The following is a 12,987-nucleotide window of genomic DNA, read 5'->3' on the forward strand; positions in this document are numbered from 1 at the left end:
CTATGAAACTATAATTTGTGAGGATATTAGAATTTGATGAGAAACGCCAAGCAGCCAAACTACATATAGAGTCAGAGGACGATTTATGGATTTTACATTTAATTCTAGAAAAAGGTGATAAAGTAGTAGCTAAAACTACCCGAGATATAGGATTGGGAAAGGAGAGTAGAAGAATACCAATGACCATTGTCCTTAAAGTAGATTATACAGAGTTTCAAGAGTTCACAAATAGATTACGAATTCATGGAATAATAGAAGATGCTCCTGAAAGATTTGGAATAAGAGGAGCTCATCATACTATTAATTTAGATATAGGAGATGAGATTATTATTATAAAACAACAATGGAATAAGTATGCGTTAGATAAACTTAAGAAGCAAGCTGATAAGAGAAGCAAGATAATAATTGCATTGGTAGATTTTGATGAGTATTTAATTGCAATACCATTTGAGCAAGGGATAAAGATACTCTCGGAGAAATCATTAAGATCATTAAATGAAGAAGAAGGAATAATAGAGCAAAATGCGTTGGAGGTTGCAACGGAGCTTGCAGAGTATGTGAAACAATACAATCCAGATGCTATACTACTAGCTGGGCCTGGATTCTTTAAAGAGGAAGTTGCTAAAAAAGTAAATAATATTTTAAAAAATAAGAAGGTTTATATTGATAGCGTATCATCGGCCACTAGGGCTGGTCTTCATGAGATATTGAAGAGAGATATAATAGACAAGATAATGTCAGATTATGAGATTGCAATAGGAGCTAAGAAAATGGAAAAGGCTATGGAACTTTTGGCGAAACAACCAGAACTAGTGACCTATGGCTTGGAACAAGTGAAGAATGCTGTCGAAATGGGTGCTGTAGAAACAGTTTTACTGATCGAAGACCTATTATCTTCAAACAATCAAGAAAGGCTAGCAATTGAAAGAATTCTTGAGGATATAGAAAATAAAAGGGGGGAGATAATATTAGTGCCTAAAGAATCGCCAATCTATTTTGAATTAAAGAATCTTACTGGTATATTAGCTATTCTTAGATTTAGAATAAATTAGCTTCTCTCCTACTCTTAATCTTCGTGAATCAGGGTGCTCCTCAACTATATAAATTTCGTCTATTAAATCAGTGTACTCATTTAATAGATCTTTGATAATACTTGGCGAAACAGAGTATTCATTTGAACCATTAAACTCACCAAAATTCTCCAATGAGGGAATCTTATGGTTGGTCTTAACTATAGCTCTTACAATTGTGGCCTCATTAGTATACTCCTCATAGGGTTTTGAATTATATTTGATTATTCTAAAAAATCTAGTTCTAGTTTCCACCAGATCTTTATAAACAGAACTACAATAATGGACAGTAATCTTTTTGTCTTCTTCAAATTTTTTTAGAACATCTAAGGCAGTATCAAAACTACCTTCTACTCCCGTTATTCCATGTTTAGCATGAAGACCTTTACTATTTAGATTCAAATAGTTCCTAGCATTTAGCTCTAGCTCATTTAAATTTACAAACTTAACATTATTTTCCTCAGCCCATTTAACTAATCTGACAATTTTATACCCCTCGTTCGGAATAGCTGGTAATTCTAAACCTACATCAATATCGTACTTTAAAGCTATCTTTACTGCATTTAGATATAGCTCTTTTACTGGGTGAAAACGTATCTCATCCAGCCCTGCACTAACCAGCTCCTTCATTACATCGTCATTAACATAACGTCCAGTAGTGTAAAGATGAATATGAAAATCCGAACCGAATTCATTCTTTAGTTTGTCAATAATCTCAATTACTCTACCTATTTCAAGAATAGGATCACCACCAGTTATTCCCGCACCTAGAGCTTTCATCCTATATGCCTCATATATGACGTCCATAGCGTCTTTTACTTCAGTCTCATTTGCAAATATCCTATTTTTTCCAAATCTGTCATCACTTACGGGACAATAATAGCAGTTGTCATCGCATTCGCCAGTGATAAAGAGGACTAATTTACCTCCTAACCTACAGAGTTCACATCCTTTAGGTAATTTTCCAGTGTATAGTCCTATCTCTGGATTTCCTATAATGGTCAATTAACTCATCTATCCTTTTAATGATATTCACGTTTTTAATTTCTTCTCTTATTACCTCTAGCTGTCTGACTCCCTCATAACCATTAAGGGGCTTATTTGACTGTAGCTTAGGAAAGCCCTCGTTACCACCCTCCGGAAAATACCAATCTTTAAACCAAGTGAAGCCTGCTAATAATAATGATAAACCTAGAGGAGTCTCAACAGGGTGAGTGCCCTTATATAGCATCTCACGGGTTTCATTATCCCTAATGTAGGTTACAAATAGTTTTCCTCCTGGAGAGAGGAAGTTATATATAACCTTGAAAAAATTTTCCTCTAGATTTTCATTTCTTAGAATAGGATAGTAGTCTATCTCTAACCAAGGAGTATAGTAACCCCTGCCGCTAAAGTAATTACATTTACCTATTTGACTACCATCGTTTAATACAAGATTAAATGATACAAGTTCCTTTATATGAGTATTTTTCAAATCTCTTACTTCTAACTTATAATATAAACTAAGACTTACTCCATTAAGCTCAGACATCTACCATCCTCTTGAAAAATTTGTTGGACTTATACATCTTGTTAAATGCGTCATAAATACTTTCGTTACCGCTTAAATCATATCTCAAAAAAATGCCAGTGTGTCCTCGCTCAATTCTCTTAGTCAATAACCTTTTTCTCTCCATTATAGTATCTAGTGAAATCTTAAGAAGTTTTGAAACGTAATCCTCATTTCCTTCCAATGGAATTTCCATATGACCGTTTTCAGTTGGGATTATTAGCATTAGTTTCTTATTAACGCCAGGGACTCTTCTATTTTCTAGAAGATCCTTTAAATCTACTAGACCGCCAAATGAATAAAACTCAATCTCATTTCTCCTTAATCTGCCCAATGGAAAGGAAATAACTATAGTTTCTTCTTCATCTATTGATAAATATGCCTTAGGCGCGGAATTTGGTGTAGCTTGAACGATATACTTATGATTTACATTAAGTGTATCCAATACGATTTGATTAGGGTTAAATACTATAACATCTACGTCGCTTTTCTCATTCACATCACCACGAGCAACAGAACCATAAACATAGCCTTCCATCCCATATTGTTTCAAGAGTGAAAGTATTTCAATGGCTATCTTTCTCTTGCCATTTAAGATTTTCCAATGACGCTCCGTATAATCTATTTGCACATCTTTTTAATTTCTAAATACATTATTAGATTTGTGGATCAAATATACCTAGCTGTAACGATATTCTTATCCTTTTGGCTAATTATCTATGTTTTTAGAAGAAAACTAGAGAAATATAACCTAACAGTTTATCCATTTTTTATATTATGGAGGAAAAAAGCCAGGGAATATTGGTTTCCTAGATTTTCCAGATCAAAAGGTTATAAAGTTTATGAAAAAATTGCCCTACCTTTAGGTTTTTTACTTATGATAGCTGGAATTTCAACAATATTATATGTAATAATAGAAATGCTGACCATCAAACCCAATCAAACTCCGACAATAGCGCTAAAACCAATAATTCCAGGTTTAACGATAAGTATTTCCCAGTTACCCTACATATTACTAGCTATAGGAGTTTCAGTAGCTATACACGAGATTTTTCATGCATTGTCCGCCACATCAAATAATGTAAAGGTAAAAAATGGAGGAGTTCTATTACTTGGAATATTTCCTGGAGCATTTGTAGAACCAGACGAAGATGATTTTAATAAATCCACAACTGATGCAAAACTTAAAATAATTGCTGCAGGAATAGTGATTAACTTGGTTTTAGCACTAATAGCACTTCCGTTTTCCTTTGAACTTCCATATTTACCTTCAGAACTATCTCAAGGAATAATGATAGAGGGAATAGTTAATAACTCTCCGGCTGCTAATGCATCAATTCATGCCGGTGATGTGATATGCTATATAAATGGTTATCGTGTAACAACATTATCCCAGCTTCATGAACTTCTTTATAAATACAATACCGTCTTTATAACTCTTAAACATCCTAATGGTACTTTGAGTAATGTAACTGTTAACGTACTTGATCACCTTTTGGGAGTGTATGTAACGTATTATATTCCAGATTATTTGATTGCAATTTTAACGTTCTTTACATGGCTATTTATAGTGAATTTCAGCTTAGCTATATTTAATGCTGCACCCCTTATAATAACGGATGGAGGAAAACTCTTCACTGAATTATTAAAGAGAGTACTGGGAGAAAGTAACGGCGAAAAAATTTCATATTATTTACAGTCACTATTCTTCTTGATCTTTATATTTGCAATATTTCTCTCTAATCGTCCTCTAGGATAACCTTACTACTTATCATGGGGAAAGGAATAACTTCTTTGATGCTGTAATTATTTGTCACTAACATAACTATTCTATCTATACCAATACCTAAACCTCCAGTAGGTGGCATTCCATAACTCAAGGCCCTTACAAAATCCTTATCGTAAGGATGAGCCTCCTCATCTCCTCTTCTAAACATCTCTTGTTCTTCTCTAAATAGTTTATCTTGTAATATAGGATCATTCAGTTCCGTGTACGCATTTGCAATCTCCATGCCTGCTATGAACATCTCGAATCTTTCTACTAGTCCAGGTTTATTCCTATGTGGTTTACAAAGGGGTGTAGTCTCTATTGGATAATCAGTTATAAAGGTTGGGTTGGTTAAAGTGGGTGTAACTAGTTTATCGAATAATTTCTCTATCATTAGACCTCTAACATACTGGTTTCCTCTAGGAATTAGATTATATTTTTTCATTAGCTCCTTAAGTTCATCATCACTCATATTTTCAACGTTCTTGCCTAAAATTTCAGATAAAGAATCATACATACTGATTCTCTTGAAGGGAGCTTCAAAGTCTATTTCATATTTTCCATATGCTACCTTAGTACTATTTGTAACCCTTTTGATCACACTTTTAAGTAGATCTTCAGTTAAATTCATTATATCATTGTAGTCAGCGTATGCCCAATAGAGCTCTAAGAGAGTAAACTCAGGGTTATGAGTTACATCAATATCTTCGTTTCTAAAGACCTTTCCTATTTCGAAAACTTTGTTAAATCCGCCTATTATATACCTTTTTAAGTACAATTCTAATGCTATTCTTAAGTACCAATCTTCGTTTAAGTAATTTACATGTGTTTTAAACGGTTTTGCTAATGCCCCACCATATACTGGTTGAACAATAGGCGTTTCAACTTCAATAAAGCCTTTAGAATAGAGAAACTCTCTAATTTCTCTTATGATCATATATCTTATTTCCATAGCCTTCCTAGCACTATCATTATAGAGGAAATCCACATATCTATGCGCATATCTAAATTCTGGGGAAAGTTTAGACCAATCTGGAGGTTCTATAAGGGCTTTCGATAATAATTGGTAATCCTTTACGAGTAGGCTTAATTCTCCCTTCATGGTATAAAATAAATCACCTCTTACACCTATTATATCCCCTCTACCAACGTATGTGAAGAATCTGTCATATTTCTCTTTAAGCTCATCAACCCTCATATATATTTGTAATTTCTCACCTTCATCAAATATATCTACAAATGATGCTTTTCCATGCCTTCTGATATTAGCTACACGCCCTGCTGTAGATATATTAAACATAAATGGCTCATGGGATTTGTTACCTTGTGATGATGCAAGAAGCTTAATATCTTTGATTAAATGTGTTATTTCGTATTTATGAGGATATGGCTCAATGCCATTTTTTCTTAATTCTTCAACGATTTTTATTCTCCTTTCGTCCCAGTTCATCAACAATTAGATAACTTGACAAAAATTAAAGTCTGTCTTCTTTTTCGTTTAGATGTATGGGCCCGGCGGGACTCGAACCCGCGACCACTGGGTCTCTCCTCTCCAGATACACTTCATCCCCATAAAGGGTCTTTAGACCCAATGTCTAGCATTAATATCTGGAGCCCAGCACTCTACCTGGCTAAGCTACGGGCCCATAACTAATTATTAGATAGGACTAAAAACAAAATAAGTTTACTGGTAAAAAATATTGTTGGATTTAACTTGAAGTTTTACCTTTAATTTCGTTTACTCTCTTAACTATTTCGTCAACTAAATCCTTAGCCTCGCCAGGCTCTAAGATAGCAGCAGATGCTGTAGCCACTTGCAACCCACAAGCTTCACCTAAAGCTTTTTTAGAGGAAACGTACACATAAGGTATCTTTTTCTCATCGCATAGCAATGGTAAGTGTGCAACTATTTCCTCTGGTTGTACATCTTCAGCAATAACTACTAATTTAGCTTGTCCCCTTTCTACTGCTTTTGTTGTCTCATTTGTACCTTTCTTTATTTTTCCACTTTCCTTAGCTTTTCTTACTGCCTCCAATACCTTATCTGCTAGATCTTGCGGTACTTCAAACTTAACATAACTAGCTTTTGACATCGCGTTCATCCTCCTCTAGTTTCGTCACGCAACTCTTTAAAAGTATTAGCAAAAAATAAAGTTTACTATAGAATAAAGCAAAAGCTTAGCCCTTTTAGGTGGAGATAGGTGTCATCCAGGTTTTGGAGTCTATAAATATAAATTTCTATATTTATATTGAGAGTTTTTGTTCTATGTTCCGATAGTGTCGTCATTTGTATATAATTTCATTAATTGAGGCTAATCTCTGGGTCGAGAAGATACTAAGATAAAGTTATTATATGCCTTATTTTAATATAGAAATATAAATAGCTTAATGATGACACTATCTATGTTCCTCTCATGTGCCACTTAAATGATAGGTATAACGTTAAATCGATAATAAAAATCTCCTTGGATTACATGGAGGAGATTAATCGTGTGAAAAGATTACAGAGACCATATTACCGTCTTTCTTGTCCACTCTTACAAATCCAAATCTATAAAATTGCACAATTTCATCTATCTCCAAATCCTTTACAATTCTTTCTGCATAACCATTTATTATTTTTATATCATCTCTTTCCGCTTTTTCTACTATTACTGGAACTTTTTCGTCCGATTTTACCCATTGAACTATTCTTGCATTGACTTTCTTAGCCTCATCTAACGTCTTACTGTGAAAAACAAGCTTACGATTACGCTTATCAACTCTGACATTACACAACTCCATTAACCTCAATACGCTACCATCCTCTGCATCGATAGATTCTATCAAAATTTTATCACCAGAATTAACAATGATAGTTCTATCCACTTCCTCTTGTTTAGAAGGAATTAAGGGTATCTTAGCTTTCAACGTTTGAGGTAGCTCAATGGCAAACTCTTCCCCATCTTTTATGAACATTATTCTTTTAGCTACTGGATCTAATTTTTTCCTATTAATCGCAGCAATGTTTTCGAAACTTATAGTAGCATCAGTTACCTTTACTCCAACATCAATTATCACATCTTTAATAGTATCTGGTAAGATTCCCCTTCTTCTGAGTCCAGCCAAAGTTGGTAGCCTAGGATCATCCCTATTGGCACCCTTCTCTAGCATTCCTCTTATTTTCGACTTACTCATCATAAAACCCTCAAGTTTTAGTCTCCCAAACTGTAAGACTTCTGGAAATTCCCATCCCATATACTCAGAAATGTACCTCTGTTTTTCCGTATTCGACATATGTTCTTTAGCTCTTAATATATGAGTAACACCAAGTTCATGATCATCTATTATAGAAGCGAAGTTATAGGTAGGCCATACATAATACTTACTCCCTACTCGTGGATGAGGATTTTTAGTAGTATCAATTATCCTAAGCATTACCCAGTCTATTTGAGAGGGATCCGGATCCATTAAATTGGTCTTTAACCTAACCACAGCTTCTCCCTCTTTGAACATTCCTTCTAGCATTTTTTCAAAAAGTTCTAGGTTACTCTCTGGTGAAGAGCTTCTATGTAGACATTCTGGCTCCCTCATCTTGCCTCTACTGTCTCTAAACTTCTTGAAAGTACTAGAATCACATGTATCAACATAAGCATGTCCCTTTTCTATCAGATAACGAGCATACTTGTAGTATACCTCAAGTCTCTCTGAAGCGTAAAGCTCTTGTTCCCATTTAATCCCCAACCATTTTAGATCCTCCTTAATCCAATCATATGCGTCTAGAATTGGTCTTTTAACCTTAGGATCCGTATCATCAAACCTCAGTATGAATTTACCGTTATACATCTTGGCGTATTCGTAAGATAAGATAGCAGCTCTGGCATTTCCTAAATGAAGAGGACCGTCTGGATTAGGTGCGAATCTAGTTACCACTTGTCCTCTAACGTTAGGAAGGGGTGGTAATATTTTCTTTTTTTCTTCGTGCTTCTTCTCTTCTAATAACTCAGGATACTTAGTCTCAATTTCAGCTATTTGTTGCTCCAAGGTTAGTGAATTAACTTGATCTATAATCTCCTTGACAATTTTTACTATTTCTTTTGCATTAGATCTTAATTCCGGCCTCTCTGCTATGATCTTACTCATCACCGGGCCCGCTTCAGCTTTACCATCATGCTTTACCGCGTTTTGAAGAGCGTATTTATATATAATTTCCCGTAGTTCACTTGATGACATCAAGCTCCCCTTTTAGTAATTTATCCACAAATTCCCTTACACCTTTTCCGCTTTTATTACTTGTTATATAATCAGCTATATCTTTCAGTTCATCATCCGCATTTCCTACTGCTACTTTAAATCCTACTTGTTGAAACAATTCTATATCAGTTGACGAATCACCAATAGCTGCTACATCTTCTTTCTTTAAACCTTGTAATTGAAGCAACTTTTCCACTCCTACACTTTTCCCTGCTGCATTATATGCAATATGAACAGCATATCCGCTACTTTTAATATACAGATTCTTTTCTTTAGCCCAATTTATCATTTCATCAGTTAATTTTGCGGGGACGAAACCAAAATCACATTCTCTATACTCATTTTGCCATGTATCCCTTAACTTAAATAGAGATTTAAATTCAATTACTAGACTCTTATCCATTTGTTTACATAACCTATATTTTTCCTTGTAAAATACTATACATCCGTTTTCTGCGACAATTCCACCATCTAAATAAAGATATGTGTAAAGCCCTCTAAGGATTGGGTAAGAATTTCCGCTAACTAAACCTACTTTAATCCTTTTTTCCTGCAAGAGCCTTATTGCGTAAATTGCATCTAGGTCAATTCTCGTAGAATCCCTATCTTCGGTTAACGTTCCATCTAAATCCATTAAAACTAATTTTATCATGGAACGACATCTCTAGCTCTCTTGGCGTATTCATGATCTACATAAATTCTTCTAATAGTTAAAGTCTCTGGTATATGATTAATTAACGTGGATTTATACTTAATTATATTAATCTCATTATTCTTCGAAATTATATTTATTTTATCCTTACTGAGTATTTTTATTTTTTCCTCAATGGGATATATTGAAGTCCTAGGAATTTGATTTCTCTCTAATCGGTCAACTAGCTCCTTAATCTCAACATCTCCTCCTTTCATCTCGTTATTATAAGAGACCTCTTCATAAACGACCTTAGGACCTCTTCTATCCAAGAAATTCCTTATTTTGTCTTTTAAATAAAGGGGAGAGTTAGAGGAATAGAGATATGTGTAAAGGATCATGAAGACCCATTCATCATCCCAATAGGATATTGAGGAATCATATACAAGATCTCTTAAATTATCAACGCTTAAAATTGACGAATAGCAGCAATCATGAATAGTTCTAAAAATTTCTCTCAGCATTAACTCATAACCTATTATCGTCTTATGATAATATACAGCCTGATACATGTGAAGTCTGGATATGAAAAAGTTCTCTAAACTGTATATGCCTTTATCTTGGACAATAATTTCGTTATTATTCCCATAGAAGATAGTATCTAGAAGTCTATACAAATCAATATTGCCTAATTGCACCCCTGTGTGTCTCGAATCTCTAACTAGATAATCCATCCTATCAACATCTACGTCACTGTTTATAATTGATGAAATCATAGAATTTCCATTTAAAATATCTAGAATCTTATTGTAGTCAATTGACTCTTTATCAAAAAAATCCCTAAAGTAAGGGGACTTGGAAATTATCATATATCTTAAATCCTTATTTGATAATCCTTTTTCTAGATATAGAGGCTCGAGACTATGACTAAAAGGAAATTGACCTATATCGTGGAGTAATGCAGAGTACTTTAGATAGGTTGACTCTTCATCAGTTATTATTCCTAGTTGTTTGAATTTCTCACTTAAAATTGTAGTAAGATAAAAGGTGCCTAATGAGTGGCTAAATCTAGTGTGAGTAGCACCAGGATATACCAGGTACGCTAAACTTGTCTGTTTTATTCTCCTTAGGCGTTGAAACTCAGGCATGTCTATTATCTTGGCTTCTCTATCATCAAGTTTAATATAGGCATAAATCTCGTCATATACTTTCTTCATTCAACTCAGACTAATCTTAAAATCAGAGAAATATAAAAGCCCATCCCAGCTTGGTGGGGCTGCGGATCCTCACGGTATCCACGGCCCCACCAACGTGAGTGGCTTAACTTCCGGGTTCGAAATGAGTCCGGGTGTTGCCCGCTCACTGTGGCCGGGTGGGCAAGATTAAGTACTCATAACATATATAAAAAATTAACTACCCTTCTTTTCCTCAGGCACCACTGCGTATATACCTACTATATATAAGTTACGTCCATCCTTTGGACAAGTGCCAACTACTTTAAGAACATAATCTCCATCTTGGAAAGGTCTCTCCGTTTCATAGTCCCCATTAACGCACTTAATCACAGTGTAAACGCTTACAGTTTGTTGTTGATTAGAGGACATTTATTGAGCCACCCCTGCAGTATTCCCTACTCCTACTACTACTACTATATCTCCAGGTTTAGTTCTTTCTAGAATTATCTTCTTTACTAATTCCAATGCCTTAGGTGCAGCTTGATAGATTTCCTTCCTCATTTCAGTAATTGCCTCCTCCATGCTCATCTTCACTATTACCGCATCTATCGGTATGTTGTACCTTACAGCAACTCTCTCTATGCTTATCTTTTCTGGGCCTGGATCACCCATTGCAACTCCAGTACCTTCAGCTATGGCCCCAGTATTTTCGCCTTCTAATTTCAACGCAGCATCTATAGTTATAATTCTTGTAACTTTACCTTTATACTCTTCTACAGCATTCTCTACTGCTTCCCCAGGCCTTCCTACTGTAGCCATAGGACCCTCAGCCTTTATTACGACCAATCTTCTACCTTCAAATTCCACCTCTCCTGCTACAGTATCTCTACTAGGATTCCATTTTTTATCAGCATTCATAAATAGATAAGCCGCCACCAAGGGACCTAATGAATCCCCTACTGGTATTCCTCTTATGAAAGTACTCATTGCCTTTGAGTATGCTTCAGATATCTTGACAAGTTGTGGAACAACAAATTGTAATTGATAAAGAAGAACCACACTATTTAGCTTTTTAGCTAAGATTAAGTAATGCCTCACTACTTTGTATATTAGATTCAACGAATTTACTACTTCTGCAGAAACTTCCAATTTACTCCTATTAACGTTGTCTATATTTGGAACCATAAGGGTTATAAGATCTCTTATCTTATCCTCTCCACTTCTAAGCAATAGCTTCATTCTACTTATTATATCCGTTGGCTCTACGTTTACTGGATCTATTATAAACATTTCAGATACTCTTTCAATAAATGGTTTTGGATCTTGAACACCTCTTTCTTTTAATAACTGCTCCATTTTACTCTTGGACTCATTCAAGTATCTTTCAATCATACTTAATTGACCCTCTATACCTCTAGCTAACATCGATACAGTCAGCCTTGTATTAACACCAGGCAAATATAGCAGAAATAATAAAACAAAGAATAGTACATATGTTAGAATGTAGTAAAGAGAACTTGCTTGATTTAAAGATGTTTGTGCTAAAGTAATTAAACTCATTTTTATCGTTAACCTTTACTCATTCGAATTAATTAAACTTTTTTTCAAAGAGACTTTGTAGACACTATAATTGAATTGCCCTTAACTATAACGGTATGCTCGAACTGGGAAACAACGCCTTTTTTAATCTCAAGTAGGATAGGATATCCTCTTAATACACCTTTTTTAATTAAATTTTTTATATTATTTCTTAATTCGTCGACATTGGTAGAAAATTCCTTAAGCCATCTCTCTGAAAATGGCAGATAATTAAAATGTGTATATATAAAATCTAGCAGTTCACTCTCTCTCGCAGAAAGACCTTTCACATTGGGATTTTTTAAGGAATATATTGTAACATCCTTCCCTTCTACTACCTCACCACCCCCATCAGTAGCGAACGGCTCTATCGCGTAAACAGAATCAGATTGTATAGCGCCTAATCCCCTTTCATAAACATTGGGTATAAAGACGCCAGCATGAAGTTCATAGCGCCTTATAAGATGACCTCCCAAGTTCCTTATCGGCTTATATCCTTGAGCTCTTATCATTTTTTCAATAACTCTACCTATCTCGCCTACGCTTAGTCCAGCCCTAAAATTAGCAATTGCAGCTTCAAGAGCGGTTTTAGAGGCATCTAACAACCTTTGATACTTAGCGTCTAAACTAATGGTAGTAGCGGTATCACTAATATAACCATCAATATGAGCTCCCAAATCTAACTTAACTACTGCACCTTCCGGAATTCTCTTTTCATCATTTATAACTGGACTATAATGAGCTGCTTCTGAATTAATGGATATATTACATGGAAATGATGGAAATGCCTTATTTTCGAGTATTATACTCTCAACCTCTTCACAAATATCTAAAACCTTGGCATTAGCCTTAACGTTTAAGGAAACTTCATCTCTAGCCTTAGCTGCAATTTTTCCTGCTAATAAGAGCTTGTTAAGTTCATCCTCAGTCATGAATGTAGTTTTCGGGGTATAAGCTTTATTTTTTTCTCATAAAAATCTTTT

Annotated in this window: 13 protein-coding genes, 1 tRNA gene and 1 rRNA gene; 2 read left to right on the forward strand and 13 right to left on the reverse strand. The window is 34.8% G+C overall.

Annotated elements, in window-relative coordinates; all coding sequences use genetic code 11:
- Positions 1-17 precede the first annotated feature (17 nt).
- Positions 18-1,052, forward strand: coding sequence for an mRNA surveillance protein pelota (locus YN1551_RS03635; RefSeq protein ID WP_012714149.1), 1,035 nt, complete (start codon positions 18-20; stop codon positions 1,050-1,052).
- On the opposite strand, the gene YN1551_RS03640 is transcribed toward YN1551_RS03635, so the two are convergent.
- From YN1551_RS03640 to YN1551_RS03650, 3 genes are read right to left on the reverse strand one after another with little or no spacing between them, the layout of a single operon-like run.
- Positions 1,023-2,075 (reverse strand): radical SAM protein, encoded by a 1,053-nt coding sequence (locus tag YN1551_RS03640; protein WP_012716490.1) that lies wholly within the window; start codon positions 2,073-2,075, stop codon positions 1,023-1,025. The two genes, YN1551_RS03635 and YN1551_RS03640, sit on opposite strands and share 30 nt — an antisense overlap.
- On the reverse strand, positions 2,023-2,601 hold the full coding sequence (locus YN1551_RS03645; RefSeq protein WP_012712003.1) for a DUF1122 family protein: 579 nt from the start codon (positions 2,599-2,601) through the stop codon (positions 2,023-2,025). The genes YN1551_RS03640 and YN1551_RS03645 overlap by 53 nt, the downstream gene beginning before the upstream one ends.
- Positions 2,594-3,250 carry a nucleotidyltransferase domain-containing protein gene (locus YN1551_RS03650; RefSeq protein ID WP_012714147.1) on the reverse strand — a complete coding sequence of 219 codons (657 nt, stop codon included), beginning with the start codon at positions 3,248-3,250 and terminating at the stop codon, positions 2,594-2,596. The genes YN1551_RS03645 and YN1551_RS03650 overlap by 8 nt, the downstream gene beginning before the upstream one ends.
- Between YN1551_RS03650 and YN1551_RS03655 the strand changes: the two genes are divergently transcribed.
- Positions 3,224-4,378, forward strand: coding sequence for a site-2 protease family protein (locus YN1551_RS03655; protein WP_012714146.1), 1,155 nt, complete (start codon positions 3,224-3,226; stop codon positions 4,376-4,378). The genes YN1551_RS03650 and YN1551_RS03655 overlap by 27 nt on opposite strands.
- Here the strand turns inward: YN1551_RS03655 and lysS are convergent.
- The 10 genes from lysS to map form a co-directional block, all read right to left on the reverse strand.
- A complete protein-coding gene (gene lysS, locus YN1551_RS03660; protein WP_012717211.1) occupies positions 4,359-5,837 on the reverse strand; it encodes a lysine--tRNA ligase in 1,479 nt (492 codons plus the stop codon). The genes YN1551_RS03655 and lysS overlap by 20 nt on opposite strands.
- A gap of 57 nt (positions 5,838-5,894) precedes the next feature.
- Positions 5,895-6,033, reverse strand: a tRNA-Trp gene (locus tag YN1551_RS03665).
- Positions 6,034-6,096: 63 nt separating this feature from the next.
- Entirely contained in the window at positions 6,097-6,480 is a 384-nt protein-coding gene (gene rpl7ae / locus YN1551_RS03670; RefSeq protein WP_012711999.1) for a 50S ribosomal protein L7Ae, read from the reverse strand.
- A gap of 391 nt (positions 6,481-6,871) precedes the next feature.
- The gene (locus YN1551_RS03675; RefSeq protein ID WP_012716487.1) at positions 6,872-8,599 is read right to left on the reverse strand and encodes a glutamate--tRNA ligase; all 1,728 of its coding nucleotides are present in this window, start codon (positions 8,597-8,599) and stop codon (positions 6,872-6,874) included.
- Entirely contained in the window at positions 8,586-9,272 is a 687-nt protein-coding gene (locus YN1551_RS03680; protein WP_012711997.1) for a phosphoglycolate phosphatase, read from the reverse strand. Before YN1551_RS03680 ends, YN1551_RS03675 begins: the two co-directional genes overlap by 14 nt.
- The gene (locus YN1551_RS03685) at positions 9,269-10,468 is read right to left on the reverse strand and encodes an HD domain-containing protein (RefSeq protein ID WP_012714144.1); all 1,200 of its coding nucleotides are present in this window, start codon (positions 10,466-10,468) and stop codon (positions 9,269-9,271) included. Before YN1551_RS03685 ends, YN1551_RS03680 begins: the two co-directional genes overlap by 4 nt.
- A 40-nt stretch (positions 10,469-10,508) precedes the next feature.
- A 5S ribosomal RNA gene (gene rrf / locus YN1551_RS03690) occupies positions 10,509-10,627 on the reverse strand.
- A gap of 33 nt (positions 10,628-10,660) precedes the next feature.
- Positions 10,661-10,855 carry a hypothetical protein gene (locus YN1551_RS03695; protein ID WP_012711995.1) on the reverse strand — a complete coding sequence of 65 codons (195 nt, stop codon included), beginning with the start codon at positions 10,853-10,855 and terminating at the stop codon, positions 10,661-10,663.
- Positions 10,856-11,986, reverse strand: coding sequence for a DUF1512 domain-containing protein (locus YN1551_RS03700; protein WP_012717212.1), 1,131 nt, complete (start codon positions 11,984-11,986; stop codon positions 10,856-10,858).
- Between the two features lie 44 nt (positions 11,987-12,030).
- Positions 12,031-12,936, reverse strand: a complete 906-nt coding sequence (map, locus tag YN1551_RS03705) for a type II methionyl aminopeptidase (protein ID WP_012716485.1) — start codon at positions 12,934-12,936, stop codon at positions 12,031-12,033.
- Between the last annotated feature and the right edge of the window lie 51 nt (positions 12,937-12,987).

Origin of the sequence: Sulfolobus islandicus Y.N.15.51 (genome assembly GCF_000022485.1) — an archaeon.
Taxonomy (GTDB): Archaea; Thermoproteota; Thermoprotei_A; order Sulfolobales; family Sulfolobaceae; genus Saccharolobus; species Saccharolobus islandicus.